16 protein-coding genes, 6 tRNA genes and 1 pseudogene are annotated in these 20,253 nt (G+C 54.2%); 12 read left to right on the plus strand and 11 right to left on the minus strand.

The window, feature by feature from the left end; genetic code table 11:
• Positions 1–23 precede the first annotated feature (23 nt).
• Complete coding sequence (gene glk / locus ACOTX5_RS03755; RefSeq protein ID WP_234101211.1) at positions 24–989, minus strand: glucokinase; 966 nt, start codon at positions 987–989, stop codon at positions 24–26.
• A gap of 205 nt (positions 990–1,194) precedes the next feature.
• Between glk and ACOTX5_RS03760 the strand changes: the two are divergent.
• Positions 1,195–2,431: pseudogene (locus ACOTX5_RS03760) on the plus strand (ion channel protein).
• On the opposite strand, the gene ipdC reads toward ACOTX5_RS03760, so the two are convergent.
• Positions 2,432–4,090 carry an indolepyruvate decarboxylase gene (gene ipdC / locus ACOTX5_RS03765; protein WP_017692977.1) on the minus strand — a complete coding sequence of 553 codons (1,659 nt, stop codon included), beginning with the start codon at positions 4,088–4,090 and terminating at the stop codon, positions 2,432–2,434.
• Between the two features lie 186 nt (positions 4,091–4,276).
• Here ipdC and mgrA point away from each other — a divergent pair, with 186 nt between their 5' ends.
• Both mgrA and ACOTX5_RS03775 read left to right on the plus strand, forming a co-directional pair.
• A complete protein-coding gene (gene mgrA / locus ACOTX5_RS03770; protein ID WP_017692976.1) occupies positions 4,277–5,275 on the plus strand; it encodes an L-glyceraldehyde 3-phosphate reductase in 999 nt (332 codons plus the stop codon).
• A gap of 126 nt (positions 5,276–5,401) precedes the next feature.
• Positions 5,402–5,749 carry a DUF2502 domain-containing protein gene (locus tag ACOTX5_RS03775; protein ID WP_059453041.1) on the plus strand — a complete coding sequence of 116 codons (348 nt, stop codon included), beginning with the start codon at positions 5,402–5,404 and terminating at the stop codon, positions 5,747–5,749.
• 33 nt (positions 5,750–5,782) lie between these two features.
• Here ACOTX5_RS03775 and ACOTX5_RS03780 read toward each other — a convergent pair whose 3' ends face one another.
• Positions 5,783–7,021: an Nramp family divalent metal transporter gene (locus ACOTX5_RS03780; RefSeq protein WP_023295104.1), complete on the minus strand. Its 1,239-nt coding sequence runs from the start codon at positions 7,019–7,021 to the stop codon at positions 5,783–5,785.
• Between the two features lie 345 nt (positions 7,022–7,366).
• On the opposite strand from ACOTX5_RS03780, the gene nupC reads away from it, so the two are divergent.
• The gene (gene nupC, locus ACOTX5_RS03785; RefSeq protein ID WP_006811440.1) at positions 7,367–8,554 is read left to right on the plus strand and encodes a nucleoside permease NupC; all 1,188 of its coding nucleotides are present in this window, start codon (positions 7,367–7,369) and stop codon (positions 8,552–8,554) included.
• A gap of 45 nt (positions 8,555–8,599) precedes the next feature.
• Here the strand turns inward: nupC and ACOTX5_RS03790 are convergent, their stop codons facing one another.
• From ACOTX5_RS03790 to ACOTX5_RS03800, 3 genes are all read right to left on the minus strand, one after another.
• Positions 8,600–10,789 (minus strand): sensor domain-containing phosphodiesterase, encoded by a 2,190-nt coding sequence (locus tag ACOTX5_RS03790; protein ID WP_045910692.1) that lies wholly within the window; start codon positions 10,787–10,789, stop codon positions 8,600–8,602.
• A 212-nt stretch (positions 10,790–11,001) separates the two neighbouring features.
• Positions 11,002–11,077: transfer RNA gene (locus ACOTX5_RS03795), tRNA-Ala, on the minus strand.
• A gap of 41 nt (positions 11,078–11,118) precedes the next feature.
• A tRNA-Ala gene (locus tag ACOTX5_RS03800) sits at positions 11,119–11,194 on the minus strand.
• Between the two features lie 217 nt (positions 11,195–11,411).
• Here ACOTX5_RS03800 and ACOTX5_RS03805 point away from each other — a divergent pair.
• A complete protein-coding gene (locus ACOTX5_RS03805; protein ID WP_015572232.1) occupies positions 11,412–11,774 on the plus strand; it encodes a YfeC-like transcriptional regulator in 363 nt (120 codons plus the stop codon).
• 1 nt (position 11,775) lies between these two features.
• Positions 11,776–12,162, plus strand: a complete 387-nt coding sequence (locus ACOTX5_RS03810) for a YfeC-like transcriptional regulator (protein ID WP_017383469.1) — start codon at positions 11,776–11,778, stop codon at positions 12,160–12,162.
• Between the two features lie 52 nt (positions 12,163–12,214).
• Here the strand turns inward: ACOTX5_RS03810 and gltX are convergent, their stop codons facing one another.
• On the minus strand, positions 12,215–13,630 hold the full coding sequence (gltX, locus tag ACOTX5_RS03815; protein WP_015572231.1) for a glutamate--tRNA ligase: 1,416 nt from the start codon (positions 13,628–13,630) through the stop codon (positions 12,215–12,217).
• A gap of 258 nt (positions 13,631–13,888) precedes the next feature.
• Between gltX and ACOTX5_RS03820 the strand changes: the two genes are divergently transcribed.
• The 5 genes from ACOTX5_RS03820 to ACOTX5_RS03840 all read left to right on the plus strand — a co-directional run bounded on the left by ACOTX5_RS03820 (position 13,889) and on the right by ACOTX5_RS03840 (position 14,745).
• Positions 13,889–13,964 (plus strand) — tRNA-Val (locus ACOTX5_RS03820).
• 41 nt (positions 13,965–14,005) lie between these two features.
• A tRNA-Val gene (locus tag ACOTX5_RS03825) sits at positions 14,006–14,081 on the plus strand.
• Positions 14,082–14,110: 29 nt separating this feature from the next.
• Positions 14,111–14,186 (plus strand) — tRNA-Val (locus tag ACOTX5_RS03830).
• A 4-nt stretch (positions 14,187–14,190) separates the two neighbouring features.
• Positions 14,191–14,266 (plus strand) — tRNA-Lys (locus tag ACOTX5_RS03835).
• Positions 14,267–14,403: 137 nt separating this feature from the next.
• Positions 14,404–14,745: a FlxA-like family protein gene (locus ACOTX5_RS03840; protein ID WP_017383471.1), complete on the plus strand. Its 342-nt coding sequence runs from the start codon at positions 14,404–14,406 to the stop codon at positions 14,743–14,745.
• Here ACOTX5_RS03840 and ACOTX5_RS03845 read toward each other — a convergent pair.
• Positions 14,736–15,677, minus strand: a complete 942-nt coding sequence (locus ACOTX5_RS03845) for a LysR family transcriptional regulator (protein WP_045911350.1) — start codon at positions 15,675–15,677, stop codon at positions 14,736–14,738. The two genes, ACOTX5_RS03840 and ACOTX5_RS03845, sit on opposite strands and share 10 nt — an antisense overlap.
• Before the next feature lie 89 nt (positions 15,678–15,766).
• Here ACOTX5_RS03845 and ACOTX5_RS03850 point away from each other — a divergent pair, with 89 nt between their 5' ends.
• A complete protein-coding gene (locus tag ACOTX5_RS03850; protein WP_023304176.1) occupies positions 15,767–16,762 on the plus strand; it encodes a bile acid:sodium symporter family protein in 996 nt (331 codons plus the stop codon).
• On the opposite strand, the gene ACOTX5_RS03855 is transcribed toward ACOTX5_RS03850, so the two are convergent.
• The 3 genes from ACOTX5_RS03855 to zipA form a co-directional block, all read right to left on the minus strand.
• Positions 16,759–16,974 carry a DUF3820 family protein gene (locus ACOTX5_RS03855; protein WP_003861328.1) on the minus strand — a complete coding sequence of 72 codons (216 nt, stop codon included), beginning with the start codon at positions 16,972–16,974 and terminating at the stop codon, positions 16,759–16,761. The genes ACOTX5_RS03850 and ACOTX5_RS03855 overlap by 4 nt on opposite strands.
• 1 nt (position 16,975) lies before the next feature.
• Positions 16,976–18,991 carry an NAD-dependent DNA ligase LigA gene (ligA, locus tag ACOTX5_RS03860; RefSeq protein ID WP_017383473.1) on the minus strand — a complete coding sequence of 672 codons (2,016 nt, stop codon included), beginning with the start codon at positions 18,989–18,991 and terminating at the stop codon, positions 16,976–16,978.
• Between the two features lie 68 nt (positions 18,992–19,059).
• Positions 19,060–20,055 (minus strand): cell division protein ZipA, encoded by a 996-nt coding sequence (zipA, locus tag ACOTX5_RS03865; RefSeq protein WP_015572226.1) that lies wholly within the window; start codon positions 20,053–20,055, stop codon positions 19,060–19,062.
• Between the last annotated feature and the right edge of the window lie 198 nt (positions 20,056–20,253).

Below are 20,253 nucleotides of genomic sequence, written 5' to 3' on the forward strand. Positions count from 1 at the left end.
CCCGCAGGAGAGGGGAATGAGCATCAGAGGATCTGACCCAGTACCTGACGCAGATGCGCCCCGGAGCCCAGTAAGCCTGGGTTGTCGTGGACAATCAGGTAAACAGGAATGTCCTGGACATAGCTCCTGAAGCGGCCTTTGTCTTCGAAGCCGCCACGGAAGCCGGAGGCGGTAAAGAAATCGAGGAAGCGCGGCACGATCCCGCCCGCAATATAGACCCCGCCAAAGGTGCCAAGGTTCAGCGCCAGGTTGCCGCCAAAACGCCCCATGATGACGCAGAACAGCGACAAAGCACCGCGGCAGTCAATACAGCTGTCGGCCAGCGCGCGTTCGGTCACATCTTTAGGTTGCAGATTTTCCGGCAGACGACCGTCTGATTTTACAATCGCCCGATACAGGTTCACCAGGCCCGGGCCAGAAAGCACCCGCTCGGCCGACACGTGCCCAATCTCAGCGCGTAGCTCCTCAAGAATAATGCCCTCTTCTTCGCTGTTCGGCGCAAAATCCACGTGACCGCCTTCGCCCGGCAGGCTGACCCAGCGTTTGTCGACGTGGACCAGGTGCGCCACCCCCAGGCCGGTGCCTGCGCCATAAACGGCAATCGGTTTGCCTTCAACCGGGGCCGTACCGCCGAACTGAATCAGATGCTCTGGTTTAAGCATTGGGATAGCCATGGAAACCGCAGTGAAGTCGTTGATAATTTCAAGGTGCGAGAAGCCGAGGTTTTTCCGCATTTCGGCAATTGAGAAGGCCCACGTATGGTTGGTCATCGCCACCCAGTCGCCGGTGATCGGACAGGCAATAGCGATACAACCGTCTTCAACGCTCACTTTATACTCTTCCAGATAGACGCGAACCACCGCCTCCAGGCTTGGGTAATCCAGCCCTGAATAGGTTTTCGCCTGAGAAATTTCACCGCTGTTCACATCGCACAGGGCAAGGCGCGCGTTGGTGCCGCCTACATCACCTACCAAAGCATACTTTGTCATTCTTCTACTGCTCCGCTAAAGTCAGAATAAATCTTTGGGACACTGTAAATTCAAGGCGTGATAACAACAACGACCAGAAGGTGACTGCCCATGGATTATCGATCTTCGTCACATTATAACTTTACCGTTTCAGCACCTTTTGCACTATTGCCACAATGCTGATTGTGCAAAGTAACGTTAAGCCGTTTTGTACAAGGAAATCATCATGCTCCATCCGCGAGCCAGAACCATGCTGTTATTGGCTGTCCCGGCGCTGATTATTGGCGTGGCGTCGAGCCTGGTGCTCATCGTCGTCATGAAAGTGGCGGCGGTGCTGCAAACGATTTTATGGACCGCGCTTCCGGTAAAACTCGGCATCAGCATTGACTCGCCGGGCTGGATCATGATGATGCTGACCCTGACCGGGATTGCCGTAGGGCTGGTGATCCGCTATAGCCCGGGTCATGCCGGGCCGGACCCGGCACTGGAACCCTTGATTGGCGCTCCTGTCTCTCCCTCTGCTCTGCCGGGGCTTATTATCGCGCTGATTATCGGTCTTGCGGGCGGCGTAAGCCTCGGGCCTGAACATCCCATTATGGCGGTTAATATCGCGCTGGCGGTCTTTCTGGGGGCGCGTCTTTTTCCGCGCGTTGGCGCGCTGGACTGGACGATCCTGGCGTCAGCAGGCACCATCGGGGCGCTGTTTGGCACTCCGGTCGCGGCTGCGCTCATTTTTTCGCAAACCCTCAGCAGTGATCATGAAGTACCGCTGTGGGATAAACTCTTCGCGCCGCTAATGGCCGCCGCTGCGGGAGCCCTCACCACCAGCCTGTTTTTCCATCCCCATTTTTCACTCACCATCCCCCACTACGGCCAGATGCAACTCACCGATATTTTCAGCGGTGCCGTCGTCGTCGCGATCGCCATTGCGCTGGGGGATGGTCGCGGTGTGGTGTCTCCCTCGCCTGCATCGCCTGATGCACAGGCTGAAGCATCCGGTGCTGATTCTGGGCATGGGGGGTTTTATTCTGGGCGTTTTAGGCGCCATCGGCGGGACGGTTACGCTGTTTAAGGGTCTGGACGAGATGCAGCAGCTGGCCTTCAGCCAGGTCTTTAGCGTCTCCGATTATCTGCTGTTCGCGCTGGTAAAACTGGCGGCGCTGGTGGTCGCTGCGGCCTGTGGTTTCCGGGGAGGTCGTATCTTCCCGGCGGTATTTGTTGGCGTCGCGCTGGGGCTGATGCTGCATGAGCACGTTGACGCTGTCCCTGCGGCGATTACCGTCTCCTGTTCCATTCTGGGGCTGGTACTGGTGGTCACGCGCGATGCGTGGCTGAGCCTGTTTATGGCGGCGGTTGTCGTGCCGGATACCACGCTTCTGCCGCTGCTCTGTATCGTGATGTTGCCCGCCTGGCTCCTGCTGGCGGGCAAACCGATGCTGATGGGATGGCGAAACGACAGGTAATCAGGCGTTATTGCGCGCCTCCAGCGCTTTGGTCAGCGCGCTCAGCAGCGGCGGAATATCGGCTTTCGGCAGCATCACCTCGATCAGCGAAAGCCGCTCATGGTGTGCCACTTTATCCAGCACCTCCGCCAGCGCTTCCGCTTCGCTGACGCGCCAGCACTCTGCCTGAGGCGCCAGGCTCAACGCCTGCGGGATCTGCGTCCAGTTCCAGAGGGCAATGTCGTTATAGCGCTGCTCCGGCCCGTGGATGGCCCTTTCCACCGTGTATCCTTCGTTGTTAAGCACCAGAATAATCGGGCGCTGCTTGTCGCGCAGCATCGATCCCAGCTCCTGAATGGTCAACTGCGCGGCGCCGTCACCCGTCAGGACAATCACGCGTCGGTTCGGACACGCCGTTTGTGCGCCAAATGCTGCCGCCAGCGTGTAGCCAATCGATCCCCACAGCGGCTGGACGATAAAGTTCACGTCCGCCGGTAAACGCAGATCGATAGCGCCGAAAGCAGACGTTCCCTGGTCAGCCAGAATAATGTCTCCGGGGCGGATAAACGTTTGCAGGGTACGCCAGAAGCTCTCCTGAGTCAGCGCCCCTTCGATAGTCGGGAACGAAAAGCCGCTGTGATCCAATGGCGCTCGCGTATCACGAACATAGGTTTTACACAGCGCTGTCAGCGTTTCAATGGCCTCCCTCATCGGGATACCCGTAAACCAGACGTCGCCGACGCGGGACGCGTGTGGCTGAACCTCTATCGTCTGGTCTGGCGTCAGCTGGTGGGTAAACCCGGCAGTGAGCGTATCGGTAAAGCGCGTGCCAATACACAGCACCGTATCAGCCCCCTCGATGGCCTCTTTGACCGGCGCGGCGCTCGCCGATCCGCTGTAGGTGCCGTAAAAACCGCTCTGTCGTTCGTCAAAAATGCCCTTGCCCATCAGCATGGTGGCGTGTGCCATCGGCACCTCTTTCACCCACGTCTGAAGGGCCGTGCGCAGACCATGGCGGAGTACGAGGAAGTCCGCTAACAACGCGGTGCGTTTGCTCGTGGACAAGCGCTTTTCGGCAGCCTCACGGAACGCCTGCAAGCAGGCTGAATCAGCCGGTGCGGGGTTAACAGTGAGAGCGCTTACAGGGGGCGTAGCGGCTTTTTTCGCCACATCAGCGGGCAGCATCAGGTAGCCCGGACGGCGCTCCCGCAGCATAGTGGTCAGGACTCTGTCAATTTCATAGCAGGCGTTTTGTTCGGTAAGCACCGCCTGTGCAACGGTGATGGGTTCGCTCATATGATAGAAATGGCGGAACTCGCCGTCACCCAACGTATGGTGCAATAACTCTCCTCGCTGCTGCGCCGCCATACCCGGGGCCCCCACAATATGGAGGACGGGAACATGTTCAGCAAAGCTGCCCGCCACACCGTTCATGGCGCTTAACTCCCCAACGCCGAATGTCGTCAGGAGCGCGGCAAAGCCCTTACAGCGGGCATAGCCGTCTGCGGCGTAAGACGCGTTCAGTTCATTGGCACAGCCCACCCAGCAGATGTCCGGGCTGTCTATCACGTGATCGAGAAATTGCAGGTTATAGTCGCCCGGCACGCCAAACAGATGATCGGCACCACAATCTGTTAGTCGGTCCAGCAGGTAATCGGCGACGCAATAGGGGGTACGCATATTATAAGTGTCCTTCTGACGTTGACCTCACTCTGAGTATTAAATAAGCGTGAAGCGTGTCCAGAATTGGCGACAATCAGGGTCTGGAAAGAATGCTTTACGAAAAAAGCTGAGCTATGCTCATTTTCTTCAGGTTAGTGTAAACGTATACACTGATGTTTCTTTCCAGCGCCAGAGGTCTCGCCAATGGGTTATCAGCCTGACAAAAATCGTTATCAGACAATGCAATATCGCCGCTGTGGGCAAAGCGGCCTTAAGCTTCCCGCCATCTCGCTGGGGCTTTGGCATAATTTTGGCGACGCGACGTTACTCGAAAACAGCCGTCAACTTTTACAGCGTGCTTTCGATTTGGGTATTACGCATTTTGACCTTGCCAATAATTACGGCCCGCCTCCTGGTTCGGCCGAACGTAATTTCGGGCGCATTTTGCAGGAGGATTTCCTGCCCTGGCGCGATGAGCTGATCATCTCCACTAAAGCGGGCTACACCATGTGGGACGGGCCTTACGGCGACTGGGGCTCACGTAAATATCTGATCGCCAGCCTGGACCAGAGCCTCAGGCGTATGGGGCTGGAGTATGTCGATATTTTCTATCACCACCGCCCGGATCCACAAACGCCGCTACGTGAAACCATGAAAGCGCTTGACCATGTGGTGCGTCAGGGCAAGGCGCTGTACATCGGTCTGTCCAACTACCCGGCAGAAGTGGCAAGGCAGGCGATTGAAATACTGGAGGATCTGGGCACGCCATGTCTGATCCACCAACCGAAGTACTCCATGTTTGAACGTGCGCCTGAAGAGGGGTTGCTGGACGTGTTGCAGCATAAAGGGGTGGGATGTATCCCCTTCTCCCCCCTGGCGGGCGGACAGTTGACCGATCGCTATCTGAACGGTATCCCGGCGGATTCTCGCGCAGCAAGCGGCAGTAAGTTCCTTAACCCGGAGCAGATCACCGACAAAAAGCTGGAGAAGGTACGCAAGCTGAATGCGCTGGCGGAAAACCGGGGGCAAAAGCTATCGCAAATGGCACTGGCCTGGATCCTGCGCCACGATGCGGTGACATCCGTGCTCATCGGCGCAAGCAAGACCGGACAAATTGAAGATGCAGCAGGCGTGCTTGAGAATTGTCGGTTCACGGCAGAAGAGCTGAAGACGATAGATACGATCCTGTCCAGTTCAGATTAAAAACACTTTTAGCAAAAAGTGCTCTCGTTCATGATTTAGGAGTTGAGGCGATGAAACGAATGTTTACCAACTCGTAAAATTGCGTTAACAGGTCGCACAGCGGCCTTGATCGTGAAGGAGAAGAGTATGTTCAGGTCACTGATTCTTGCAGCGGTATTACTGGCTTCGGCCCCGCTGGTCGCCAGTGCGGGCGAAATCACCCTGTTGCCATCGATTAAATTACAAATTGGCGATCGTGATGACTACGGCAGATACTGGGACGGTGGCTACTGGCGCGACCGTGACTACTGGCACCGCCATTATGAATGGCGTCAAAACCGCTGGTGGAAACACGATAACGGCTATCACCGTGGCTGGGATAAGCGTAAGGCTTACGAACGCGGCTACCGCGAAGGCTGGAACGATCGTGACGACCGCCATGGCGGCTGGGGTCATGGAAAAGGCAGAGGCCACGGTCACGGCCATCACCATTAACAACAAAAAGGAGCCTTCCGGCTCCTTTTTCTTTTACAGGCCTGCGGCTGTGCCTATCAGCAACCACAAGTTTAACGCCACCACCACGACCACAATGGCCCACCCGGCGCGCTTCACCCACGTCGAATTCACCAGTTCGCCCATCAGCGATTTATTACTGGTGAAGATCAGCAGTGGCACCAGCGCCAGCGCAATCCCGAAACTTAGCAGTACCTGACTCATCACCAGAATGCGGGTCGGATCCAGCCCCATCAGGATCACAACAAAGGAAGGCAGCATCGTGACCGAGCGGCGAACCCACAGCGGAATATGGAAACGTACGAACCCCTGCATCACCACCTGCCCGGCCAGTGTCCCCACAACCGTAGATGAAAGACCCGCAGCAACCAGGCTTAAACCAAAAATAGTGGCAGCGGCATGACTCAGCAACGGCTCCAGCGTCAGGTAAGCCTGGTCGAGATCGGCAACCCCGGTATGCCCGTTAAAGTGGAACGCGGCGGCGGCGGTCGCCATCATCGCCAGATTCACAAATCCGGCAATGGTCATCGCGATAGTCACATCCCATTTCGAGGCGGAGTAGCGCTCTTTACTCGTCCCGCCATGCAGATTCTGGGTTAATGAAGAGTGCAGATAAATGACGTGCGGCATGATGGTCGCCCCCAGCACTCCGGCAGCCAGAAAAACGGCTTCAGAAGTGGGTAACGACGGGATCACCATCCCTTTCGTCAGCTGCGCCAGATTCGGCTGGGAGAAAATCAGCTCAACAATATAGGCGGCAGCGACGAACAGCAGCAGGCCGCCGATGACTTTCTCCAGCGGTTTTTGCCCCCGCCGCTGGAGCATCAGAATCAGGAAAGTGGCGATACCGGTCAGCACCGCCCCCTGAAGCAGGGAGACGCCCAGGATAAGCTTAAAGCCGATCGCCGCCCCGATAAACTCGGCGAGATCGGTGGCCATGGCGATAATTTCCGCCTGAACCCAGTAAAACCAAACTGCCGGACGTGGATAATGATCGCGGATTTGCTCCGCCAGGTTTTTTCCGGTAGCAATACCCAGCTTCGCGGAGAGCATCTGAATCAGCATCGCCATCAGATTGGCCCAGACCACAACCCACAGCAGTTTATAGCCGAAACTGGCCCCGGCCTGAATGTTGGTCGCAAAATTACCCGGATCGATGTAGCCAATCGCGGCAATGAATGCCGGTCCCATTAATGCGAACCGCAGCTTGCGTGCCGCTCTGCCGCTGCTACTCTCTACGCGACTATTCGTCATTTCTGCCTCTGGAAATATAGCCTTTGCTATGTTTTATGCTATCAAAATGAGAATGATTATCAAGTTCATTTGTAACGGTTAACGTGATTTCTCTGATAGTCAGGAACGATAGACAGGCAGGTGGAGCAAGGTCACAGAATGTGAAAATGCGCAGACATTTGTGAAGCGTAGCACACAAACTTAACTTTTCACTCATTTACCTAACATAACAAAAATGTCTTGTTGATCACTATTTTTGAGACTCGTCACAGGATGTAACTATAGTGTGGGCTTGATCTCGTTTTCTTTGTGCTTGTTACATAGAATGTGCACGGAAATTAAACCTGCCTCATATTTGGAGCAAATATGGACCGCGTCCTTCATTTTGTCCTGGCACTCGTTGTCGTTACTGCACTTGCATTGCTGGTCAGCACAGACCGCAAAAAAATTCGTATTCGCTATGTTGTCCAACTGCTGGTCATTGAAGTTTTACTTGCGTGGTTCTTCCTGAACTCCAACGTAGGCCTGGGCTTCGTGAAAGGCTTCTCCGAAATGTTCGAAAAACTGCTCGGATTTGCCAACGAAGGGACAAACTTCGTCTTTGGCAGCATGAACGATCAGGGTCTGGCCTTCTTCTTCCTGAAGGTGCTCTGCCCTATCGTCTTCATCTCTGCCCTGATCGGTATCCTTCAGCACATCCGCGTTCTGCCGGTGGTTATCCGTGCGATCGGCTTCCTGTTATCGAAAGTTAACGGCATGGGCAAACTGGAATCCTTTAACGCAGTCAGCTCGCTGATCCTGGGTCAGTCTGAGAACTTCATTGCGTATAAAGATATTCTCGGCAAGATGTCCCGTAACCGCATGTACACCATGGCGGCAACCGCAATGTCTACCGTTTCCATGTCTATCGTGGGCGCGTATATGACCATGCTGGAACCAAAATATGTAGTTGCGGCGCTGGTTCTGAACATGTTCAGCACCTTTATCGTGCTTTCGCTGATTAACCCGTACCGCGTGGATGCCAGCGAAGAGAACATTCAGATGTCAAACCTGCACGAGGGACAGAGCTTCTTCGAAATGCTGGGTGAATACATTCTGGCGGGTTTCAAGGTTGCAATTATCGTCGCCGCAATGCTGATTGGCTTTATCGCGCTGATCGCTGCGCTGAACGCCCTGTTTGCGGCCGTACTCGGTATCTCCTTCCAGGGTATTCTGGGCTACATCTTCTACCCGATTGCCTGGGTGATGGGCGTGCCCGCTCACGAAGCGTTGCAGGTGGGCAGTATCATGGCAACGAAACTGGTTTCCAATGAGTTCGTGGCGATGATGGATCTCCAGAAGATTGCCAGCACACTCTCCCCTCGTGCGGAAGGGATCCTGTCCGTCTTCCTGGTCTCCTTCGCGAACTTCTCTTCCATCGGTATTATCGCTGGTGCGATTAAAGGACTGAACGAAGAGCAAGGTAACGTCGTTTCTCGCTTTGGCCTGAAGCTGGTTTACGGTTCAACGCTGGTGAGCGTCCTGTCTGCCTCTATCGCAGCACTGGTTCTGTAATTCATACCGTGCAATAAAAACCGGGAGTCCTCGCTCCCGGTTTTTTTATGCCTCCAGCGCCGTCAGGGGCAGTGGTTTACCAATCAAATAGCCCTGCAAATAGTCCACGCCGAATCGCAGCAACATCTCGCGTTGTTCAGCCGATTCCACATATTCAGCCACCACACAAAGCGATTTCGTTTTGGCCATGTTGCAAATGGACTGCACGATCATCGCATCCATGCTGTCGGTGCAGATATCTTTCACGAAGCAGCCATCGATCTTAATGATATCGGCCTCCAGCCGCTTCAGGCGCTCAAAGTTGGCATAGCCGGTACCAAAGTCATCAATAGCAATGCGGAAGCCGTAATCCCGCAGCTGCTGGATATTGTTGATGCTGCTTCCCGAGTCAGAGAAAGCCTGTTCCTCGGTGATCTCAATGACGATATCTTGCGGCACAATGGCGTAGCGTTCAAAAAGCGCGATGATCTCAGCCGCAATCTCATTTTGCATCAGCGTCAGCGGCATCAGATTGACGGAGAACCGCGTTCCGGCCCGTTCGGACGGATGGCTGCGCATCCACATCAGCAATTTTTCCACCACGTTCAGGTCAAATCGGTGGCTCAGGTTAAACTGAGCAATCAGCGGAATAAAGCGATCAGGCGTGATGATCTCCCCCTCGCTTTCAAGCCTTGAGAGGATTTCAAAGTACCCTTCCCCACGCGCGTTATGGATTGGCTGGGCGTAAAGGTGAAGCCCACCGATATCAAGGGCGCGTTTTATGCGGGCCAGCATCAGCACTCTGTCCGTCGTCTGACCGGAGACATCATCCAGACTGTTGGTTAACGCCAGGACGTTGTGCCCGGCACAGGACTGCTCGGAGAGCCAGCTCAGCTGACCCAGCGTGTGATGCAGGCTTTCTCCATCCGGCACTTCACCCCAGGAGGCGCCAAACTCGATGTCGAGCTCAGTCTTGTTCCAGATAATCTTACGGCTGTTCAGATGATCAACCATATATTGCAGACGTTCAGCCGTGCCCGGACCCAGCAAGACCACTACCAGCTCACTGCCCGGCAACTGGAAGAGCTTCTCGTCTTTTTGCAATAACGGTTGCAGCGACGCGGTTATCATCTTTTTACAATGTACACGCATGAGGATGCCGTAGTGACGGCTCAGGAATTCGAGATTATCCAGGCGCAGGCAGCAGACTTTGGCCTCGGGATGGTGCTGTAAAAACACTTCCAGCGCACGAATGTTAGGCAGACCGGTGAGCGGATCGGTAAGCGCCCTCTCCTGCCACCCCTGTTTCAGCCATTCACTTTTCTGATAGATCCGCGACATGTAAAGCAGGCAGATGGCGAAAGAGATAAGCACCGACAGGATAAAGGAGAGCGAGTGGCCCGATTCAACGCCATTAAGAAAATTATAATTATAGGTCAACAGCATGAGCGCCGAGGCCGCCCAGAATAAAGAGATGAGCGCATAGCTCAGACGACCAATCCCCAGGGTGAAAAGAATGAAAACGATTGGCATCAAATAACCCGCAATAAACTGCGACTCAAAAGGCGCGCATAAAATAGCGATCATCGAGATCAACAGCATCAGCCACACAACGATAAATAACGCTTTTTTGTGACAAAAGAGGGGCTTCACGCTTCGCCGCCAGAATGTTCGGGCATAGCGAGGATTAATAATCATTCTTAACGGATAATAGAACATCATGGTGAAAATCAGGGCGGCACAAATCAGACTCTGAATATCGATAACGTTATAAATTGCAGAGCCTTCGCCGAAATAGGAGGAGATTGTCACCGGGAAATCAAATAAATATCCCGCCAGATACATCGATAATTTGATGCCCACAGGCACCATAAATCCGAGCCAGAAAATACGTATGCCAATGTACTTATTCGGTATGCTGTGTCGCCAGCGCTTGCCCAGCACCAGACGGATGACGCCACAGGCGGCGAAGACGGTAAACGTCTGACAACATAATAATACGGCAGATTGTAGTGGTGCTAAATCAAGATTATAAATATTAGTAATACTAAAACTTAACAGCAAAGGAATGATTGCCCGCCGTCCAAATAACAACACGATGGCGAGCATGGCACTTAAGGGCAACCACGCCAGATAAACATCATTTTCGCTGACGATGGCCCGTGGAGAGATATAACGAGAAAAAGGAATCGCAATCAGGCTTAGCGCCAGGGCAATCATAAATATCTTTACATTATTGTAAATTTTTCTATTCATTAATCCGGATAATCTATTTTACCATCGTCTCATTGACCGCATGGATAATAGGTTTATTAATAACACGAATCAAGTTCAGGTCTATTTATAGACTTGTTTATTGATTTGGATTGAGGTGAGGTGTAGAAAACGACGTTAATTGCAACAAAAACAGTCTAGAATATTTTACAAGATATAAAAAAACCCCCGTCTTGCGACGAGGGTTTAAATTTTGGTGGAGCTAAGCGGGATCGAACCGCTGACCTCTTGCATGCCATGCAAGCGCTCTCCCAGCTGAGCTATAGCCCCACATGTTACTTTACCTACCGCACTCTGTTGGGTTCAGAGTTTGGTGGAGCTAAGCGGGATCGAACCGCTGACCTCCTGCATGCCATGCAGGCGCTCTCCCAGCTGAGCTATAGCCCCGTCGTAAAGCTGTCATGTTGACGGGCGGCATAATATGAATTCCGCCGCAGAGTGTCAACGGCAAATTCAGCCTCCGCCTTTCAATCGCCGAAAAATCATGCAAATGAATCACTTTGAGAGCCTGCTCGCAGCCAGGAGTTAAGCTTGTCACGTTTTCACGTAAAACAGTACTATAAAATGAACCACTAATTAACCCCACAGATATTCAGGAAATTGTATGATCAAGGAACGAATGACGCCAGAAGAGTTAGCCCTGCTGACTGGCTATAGCCGACAGACCATCAATAAATGGGTACGCAAAGAGGGTTGGATTACATCGCCAAAGCCAGGCGTTCAGGGTGGCAAAGCGCGTCTGGTTCACGTCAATGAAAAAGTGCGCGACTTTATTCGCAGCGCGCGCAGGGCAACAGAGACGCCGGAACTGCCAGATAAGGCGTACCACGAGGGCTCGCTTCATGCCCTGCTCCTGACGCTGGCGAATGAAATGACGCCGGAAGAGCAAAAGCAGATGACATCGCTGTTACTGCGGGAAGGGATTACCGGCTTGTTACAACGTTTAGGGATTCGCGACCAACGCTGATATGAAAAGATTACGCAGCAAAATGACCACGGAAGAGCTGGCGGACAGTCTGGGCGTAGCCCGACAAACCGTTAATCGCTGGATACGACAGAAGGGATGGAAAACGGAGGGTATCAACGGTGTAAAAGGCGGAAGAGCGAGGGTGATATGTATTGATGCGCACGTTAAGGAGCACATCATTAGTCTTCCCGCCATTCGTAACCGTCGGGCTGTTTACCATGTGGCGGAAAGCCCTTCCCACTACGGCGTGGCAACCTCATCCAGCCTGCTTCCACAAATTATCGACTCGCTGGAAAACATGACGACTGTCGAACAGGAACGTTTGCACAAGTTGCTCGCTCGTGAAGGGTTGCAGGGTTTTCTCACGCGTCTTGGTATTGCTGAATAACAGGCATAAAAAAACGGCAGGTTACCCTGCCGTTTTTTGTATTACATGAGTATTACTGCTGGCTTTCACGCTCAGCAATAAAGCCCAGCGCTTTGTTGATACGCGCAACGCTACGTGATTTGCCGATGGCATGAACGGTCACGTCCAGCGCCGGAGACTGGCCTGCCCCCGTCACCGCAACGCGCAGCGGCATACCGACTTTACCCATGCCAATTTCCAGCTCATCAGCGGTAGCCTGAATCGCGTGGTGAACATTTTCCGCAGTCCATTCGGTTATGGCTTCGAGTTTATCACGCACCACTTCCAGCGGCTGACGCGCAACCGGACGCAGGTGTTTCTTGGCCGCGTCGGCGTCGAACGCGTCAAACTCTTCATAGAAGTAACGGCAGCTTTCAGCAATTTCTTTCAGCGTTTTGCAACGCTCGCCAAGCAGCTTCACCAGATCCGCCAGTTCAGGGCCCGTACGGGTATCGATGTTTGCCTGTTCAATGTGCCATTGCAGATAAGTCGCCACATATTCTGGCTGCATGGTATTGATGTAGTGATGGTTCAGCCACAGCAGTTTGTCAGTGTTGAACGCGCTGGCTGATTTGCTGACCGAGTTCAGAGAGAACAGCTCGATCATCTCTTCGCGGCTGAAGATCTCCTGGTCACCATGAGCCCAGCCCAGACGCACCAGGTAGTTCAGCAGCGCTTCCGGCAGATAGCCGTCATCACGGTACTGCATCACGCTCACCGCGCCATGACGTTTGGACAGCTTTTTACCGTCGTCACCGTTGATCATTGATACGTGCGCATACACCGGTACAGGCGCGTTCAGCGCTTTCAGAATGTTGATCTGACGCGGGGTGTTATTGATATGGTCTTCACCACGGATCACGTGAGTGATTTCCATATCCCAGTCGTCCACAACTACGCAGAAGTTATAGGTTGGCGATCCGTCAGTACGACGAATGATAAGGTCATCCAGCTCCTGGTTGCTGAATTCGATCGGACCACGGATCTGGTCATCAAAGATAACAGAGCCATCCTGTGGGTTAGCAAAACGCACTACGCAAGGCTCATCCGCAGCATGCTCGCTGTGGTCATGGCGGCAACGACCGTCATAACGCGGTTTTTCGCCTTTTGCCATTTGCTCTTCACGCAGCGCATCCAGACGCTCCCTGGAGCAGTAGCACTTATAGGCCGTGCCTGCCACCAGCATCTCGTCAATTACGGCGTTATAGCGGTCAAAACGTTTGGTCTGGAAGTATGGGCCTTCGTCCCACGCCAGATTCAGCCAGTTCATCCCATCCATAATGGCTTCAATTGCTTCCGGCGTTGAGCGCTCCAGATCGGTGTCTTCAATACGCAGCACAAACTCACCGTTGTTGTGACGTGCGAAAAGCCAGGAGTAGAGAGCGGTACGTGCACCACCGACATGCAGATAGCCTGTCGGGCTCGGCGCGAAGCGAGTTTTGATTTTCATGAAATGGCCTTACGTTATAAAGATGCCGGTAATCGGCAAATTCCGGGAAGAAAACAATGGGCAATATTCTATCACTGTGGGCCGATTCCTCAATGTCGATCACTTTATCCGGTTCGAGATTGCTGTTTTTGTTTATAAATCATGCGCCACAGTCCGTTTTGCGATCGTTTTGACTAATTTTACGACGAACGAATAAAAACTTTAGAAAATGCGTTGACTCATTTTCAACTCTCCCTATAATGCGACTCCACACAGCGGGGGTGATTAGCTCAGTTGGTAGAGCATCTCCTTTACACGGAGGGGGTCGGCGGTTCGAGCCCGTCATCACCCACCATCTACTTCGGTAGACTCGCAGTGTAGATAAGCATTGAGATTGGGCGATTAGCTCAGTTGGTAGAGCATCTCCTTTACACGGAGGGGGTCGGCGGTTCGAGCCCGTCATCGCCCACCATTCTCACCTTATCGCAGCAGTTCCGAAATGGGCGATTAGCTCAGTTGGTAGAGCATCTCCTTTACACGGAGGGGGTCGGCGGTTCGAGCCCGTCATCGCCCACCATTTCGGGTCGTTAGCTCAGTTGGTAGAGCAGTTGACTTTTAATCAATTGGTCGCAGGTTCGAATCCTGCACGACCCACCAATGTAAAAAAGCGCCCTAAAGGCGCTTTTTTGCTATCTGCGATATAGCACATCCCCATTGCAGCCAGATCGCTTGTTTTACTCAAGCTCACGCCTTCTTTGCCGATACCTCTATTTTATGGCGAAAAGGATCTCAATATGACAACTCTTAAGCCCGTTTCTCTGTCGGCGATGGAAATCGGCAGCGTAGATAACAGCTCCGGCGGAAACGACATTGCTTCTCAAATCACCCGTCTGACCAAACAGATAACGAAAGTCACTCAGCAGCTCAAAGAAGTGGCCATGGGTGATGCCACAGCAGAAGAGAAGCAAAAGCAGCAGGAATTACTCGAATCTCAGCTGGCTATGTTGCAGGCACAACTGGCGCAATTGCAGCGTCAGCAGGCAGAAGAGGCGATGCCAAAACAGGAAAAAGGTCAGGCAGTCGCGGAAGGCATCAATAAGCCCTCCGCGGAGCATCAGATTAATATCTACATCTGATTATTGGTTTCGTTAAAAAGTGGATCGCGTGTGCGGGCCTCCATCAAACGTTCGGCCTGCATACGCACCACATCCCAGCAGGCATGCGCCGCGCCGGAAAGTGACCTGTTTTTACGGCGTACCAGCATCAGCTGGCGTTCGACACAGGGTACGAAACGCTTCACCGTTAAACGACTCCCCTGCGGCAGTGGCAGCGCCAGCGCCGGCAGAACGCTGATGCCAATTCCCGCTTCGACCATCGGGAAGAGCGTGGCAGGATGCCCGATCTCCTGCACAATGGTTGCCTTAACACCCTGCGCGGCCAGTGCGGCATCTATCAGCGGACGGCTGCCTGATGCATAATCCTGTAACACCAGGTTTGCCTCCTGCAAGGCCTGCCAGGCCACCTGTGGCAGCGATGCCAGCGGATCATCATCGCGGCAGAGCAATAAAAAGGGCTCCGAGAGCACCACTTCACATTCCAGGTCGCTTACCGCTCCGGGATCAATAACGATGCCAAAATCCACATCCCCCTGACGGATACTCTCCAGTACCCACTGCTGCGGCCTGTCGTGCAAAACAAAATCGATATCCGGATAGCGGTGATTACTTTCAGCGATACACTGGGGAATAAGATGCGCTGAAATCGTCTGGCTCGCCGCCACTCTCACGGTACCGGAAAGCTGTTGTCCGAGCCGGCCAACATCCCTGAGCGTACTGTTCAGTTCATCCAGCAGCCTTTCCAGTCGCATTGCCAGCTGCTGTCCCGCTTCGGTGAGTACCACTTCTCGCGTCGTACGGTCGAGCAGCTTCACTCCCGTTTGCGTTTCAAGCTCCTTAACGCTATGGCTCACCGCCGACTGGCTGAGGCCAATGATCTCCCCTGCCCGGCTAAAGCTGCGGGCCTGCGCGACGGTGACGAAAACGCGAAGCTGACGTAACGAATAATTCATCTGTTTAATTCATGAATGGATGCAATAAATCAATTTTATTTCTCAAAGGGAAGAAAGCACAATAGCGGCATCTGTTTTCAGGAGTGATTATGAAACTTTTTCGTATCCTTGATCCGTTTACGCTGACCCTGATTAGTGTCGTCTTGCTGGCCTCGTTCTTCCCGGCGCGGGGCAGTTTCGTTCCGGTTATTGAAGGACTGACCACGGCAGCCATTGCCCTGCTGTTCTTTATGCATGGCGCCAAACTCTCCCGGGAAGCCATTATTGCAGGCGGTAGCCACTGGCGACTGCACCTGTGGGTAATGTGCAGCACCTTTATCCTCTTCCCGGTTTTGGGCGTGCTGTTCGCCTGGTGGGCGCCGGTGAATGTCGATCCGGCGCTGTATACCGGTTTCCTTTATCTGTGCATTTTGCCGGCCACCGTGCAGTCCGCTATTGCCTTTACCTCGCTGGCGGGCGGTAACGTCGCGGCGGCGGTTTGTTCTGCTTCCGCTTCCAGCCTGCTGGGGATCTTTGTTTCACCGCTGCTGGTCGGTCTGCTGATGAATATGCACGGGGCGGAAGGTAATCTGGAGCAGGTGGGTAAAATTTGTCTGCAACTGCTGCTGCCGTTTGTGCTCGGACACTTATCCCGTCCCTGGATTGGGGCGTTTGTGGCAAAACATAAAAAATGGATCGGGAAAACGGACCAAAGCTCAATTCTGCTGGTGGTTTACACGGCCTTCAGCGAAGCCGTGGTGAACGGCATCTGGCACAGGGTGGGCGCTGGATCGCTGCTGTTTATTGTGGTGGTAAGCATCGTTTTGCTGGCCATTGTCATCGCGGTTAACGTCTTTGTGGCCCGCAAATGCGGCTTCAATAAGGCCGATGAAATCACCATTGTATTTTGCGGATCGAAAAAGAGCCTGGCCAACGGGATCCCAATGGCCAATATTCTGTTCCCGACGTCCGTCATTGGGATGATGGTGTTGCCGCTGATGATTTTCCATCAGATCCAGTTGATGGTGTGCGCGGTACTGGCGCGGCGTTACAAGGCGCAGACTGAAAAGCTGGCGCAGGAAGAGACCCGCGCCGCGAAAGTTTAAGGACGTTTCAGGGGCTGAACCAGCTGGGTCAGCCCCTCTGTTTTGATCAGTAACGTGATAGCCATCAGCTCGCCCAGACGCCCGGCGGGGAACTCATCCTTACGGGCAAACCACAGCAGATACTCTTCCGGTAAATCAATCAGCCTGCGACCCTTATATTTACCGAACGGCATCTCCGTATTGGCGATCTCAACGAGCTGCTCTTTTTCCACGTCACTCTCCTAACAGGCGCATCATTTCCGCTTCGTCGATTACCTCGATGCCAAGCTCCTGCGCTTTTGCCAGCTTCGAACCGGCCGCTTCCCCGGCAATCACCAGGTCGGTTTTCTTCGATACGCTGCCCGCCACTTTTGCCCCCAGCGCCACCAAGCGCGCTTTCGCGTCATCGCGCGAGAGCTGGCTCAGGCTGCCGGTCAGCACTACCGTTTTACCGGCAAACGGGCTGTCGATCTCTTCGGCATTAACCACTACCGGTGCAGGCCAGTGAATGCCCTGTTCCAGTAATTTACCGATCACTTCACGGTTGCTCTCTTCGGCGAAGAAGTTGAAAACGTGGGTAGCGACCACAATGCCGACATCAGGGACTTTCTGTAGCTCGTCGATGGTGGCTTTCTCCAGCGCGTCCAGCGTGCCGAAATACGCCGCCAGCCCTGCCGCCGTCGCCTCTCCGACTTCACGAATGCCAAGCGCGTAAAGGAAACGGGCAAAGGTGGTGTTTTTGGCCGCCTCGAGCGCGTTAACGATGTTCTGGGCAGATTTCGGCCCCATACGATCAAGACCGGTCAGCTTACCTGCCGTCAGGGTAAAGAGGTCCGCTGGCGTATGGACGTACTCTTTCTCAACTAACTGGTCGATAATCTTGTCACCCATTCCGTCGACGTCCATCGCCCGGCGGGAGACAAAGTGCTTCAGGGACTCTTTACGCTGCGCGCCGCAGATTAACCCGCCCGTACAGCGCGTTACCGCTTCCCCCTCCACGCGCTCAACGTCCGAACCACATACCGGACAGTGGGCTGGAAACTCGATGGCACGGGTATCGGCAGGACGTTCAGACTCAACAACGTTAACCACCTGTGGGATCACGTCGCCCGCGCGGCGAATCACCACTTTGTCACCAATGCGCAGGCCCAGGCGGGCAATTTCATCGGCGTTATGCAGCGTGGCGTTACTTACCAGCACCCCAGCCACCTGCACAGGCTCCAGACGCGCCACAGGCGTAATCGCCCCCGTACGCCCTACCTGAAACTCCACGTCGCGAACGAAGGTCATCTGCTCCTGCGCCGGGAACTTAAAGGCCACCGCCCAGCGCGGCGCACGGGCCACAAATCCTAACTGTTCCTGCAACGCCAGCGAGTTAACCTTGATCACCACGCCATCAATATCAAACCCGAGCGTGGGACGATCTTCTTCAACCTTGTGATAGAACGCCAGCACCGCCTCCGGAGAGTCGCAGAGCTGCACGCGGTTGCTAACCGGTAACCCCCACTCTTTGAACTGCATTAAACGACCCAGGTGAGTATCTGGCAGGTCACCGCCTTCCAGGATCCCGACGCCGTAGCAGAAGAAAGTAAGCGGTCGCTTCGCGGTGATTCGTGGATCGAGCTGACGCAGCGAACCTGCCGCCGCGTTACGCGGGTTTGCAAACACTTTCCCACCGGTACGACGCGCTTCTTCGTTGATCTTCTCGAAGCCCGCCTGCGGAAGGAACACTTCCCCGCGCACTTCCAGCCGGGCGGGAATGTTATCGCCACGCAGTTTCAGCGGGATCGCACGAATAGTGCGCACATTAGTGGTGATGTCTTCCCCGGTAGTGCCGTCGCCGCGCGTTGCGGCACGCACCATCACGCCGTTCTCATAAAGAATGCTAACGGCCAGACCATCCAGCTTTAGCTCGCAGCACCAGCTCAGATTGTCGATGCTCTTCAGGCGATCCTGCACACGCTTGTTGAAAGCCAGAAAACTCTCTTCATCAAACACGTTATCCAGCGACAGCATCGGCACTTCATGTCGCACCTGGCTGAAAGCGCCCAGCGGTTCCGCGCCGACGCGCTGCGTTGGGGAATCGGGCGTAATCAGTTCGGGGTGCTGCGCTTCCAGCTCGCGCAGTTCACGCATCAGGCGGTCATATTCCGCATCCGGCACTTCCGGTGCGTCCATAACATGATAGAGATATTCATGATGGCGAAGCGTGGTTCGCAGTTCAGTAAGTTGTTGTTCGATTGAGTCCATATCGCACCATCAATGAGAAAAACCCCCGACAGGCGGGGGTTGAGGAGGAGGTGAAGTTAACGCGACGATTACGCGTTCGCTTCCTTAACTTCGCGGATGCGGTCCTGATACTCGCGCAGTTTCTGCGGCGTCATCATTCGACGCTGATCGTCGAGCACCACACCGCCCACTTCGTCGGCGATGTGCTGAGCGGACTGTAGCATCAGCTTAAAGTTTTGCAGCTCGTCACCGTAGGACGGCACCTGCATAAAGATCGTAACCCCCGGCGTGACGAAATCACCGGTCATTTCCGGGTCAAACGTGCCTGGATTGACCATATTGGCCAGGCTAAACAGCGCCGGACCGCTACCGTCAGGACTCAGGTGGCGATGGAAAATATTCATGTCGCCGAACTTGAAGCCTGCCTGTTGGATGCTGTTAAGCAGCACGTCACCGTTCAGATGGGTGCCATGATGAGCAGCCACGTTCATGATGATCACTGCTTCTTTACGCTGCGGCTTTTCAACAACCGGTTCTGGCTCTGCGACCGGCTCTGGCTCAACGCGCGGAGCGGGCTGTGGCGCAGGCGGTTCAGGCTGCGGCTGCGGTTGTTGTACCGGCTGCGGCTGCTGAACAGGCTGTGGCTGATGCACTGGCTGTGCAGGCTGTTGCACAGGTTGCGGCTGTACAGGCTGTGGCGCAACGGGCTGCTGTTGCACAGGCTGCTGCGGCGGATGACGAACAGGTTCTTCCACTGGCGGCGGCGCTGGCTGGCGCGGCTGGGCAGAAGCATACGGTGGTTGATACTGGTGCTGCGGAGCGCGGGGGGCTTCATGCTCTCCATGCGCTGCGCCGGGCGCAGTATTGACCCGATGAACACGAACTTCACCCACGCCGTCGTCGTCAGGACCGTCGATGTCGTCTTCAACGTCATCGTCGTCACGACTGGACTTCATGCGCTTCAGTGGACGATCGCGAAACATAGAGGAACGCTCTTTACGGCTGGTCCAGAAACCATGTACCAGTAAAGCGATTATGGCGATCGCGCCAACAATGATTAATATCAGACGCAAATCCTGCATCATTATATTCTCTGTTGTTCTAACACCTTGCCACCACGGCAAACATTTACTCACTAAGAGTATTTGCCGTTTACGTCAAGTGCAAGTGTATGCAGAGCATTCACAGCATAAAGATGAACTAAATCGTGCTTTTTGCTGGTTTTTCGAACATTTCCGAACTGGTCATTGGCCCGTAACTGGATAATATAGGCGGGCAATTCC

Source organism: Enterobacter cloacae complex sp. IR5441 (assembly GCF_049238215.1).
In the GTDB taxonomy this organism is placed as follows: domain Bacteria; phylum Pseudomonadota; class Gammaproteobacteria; order Enterobacterales; family Enterobacteriaceae; genus Enterobacter; species Enterobacter hormaechei_C.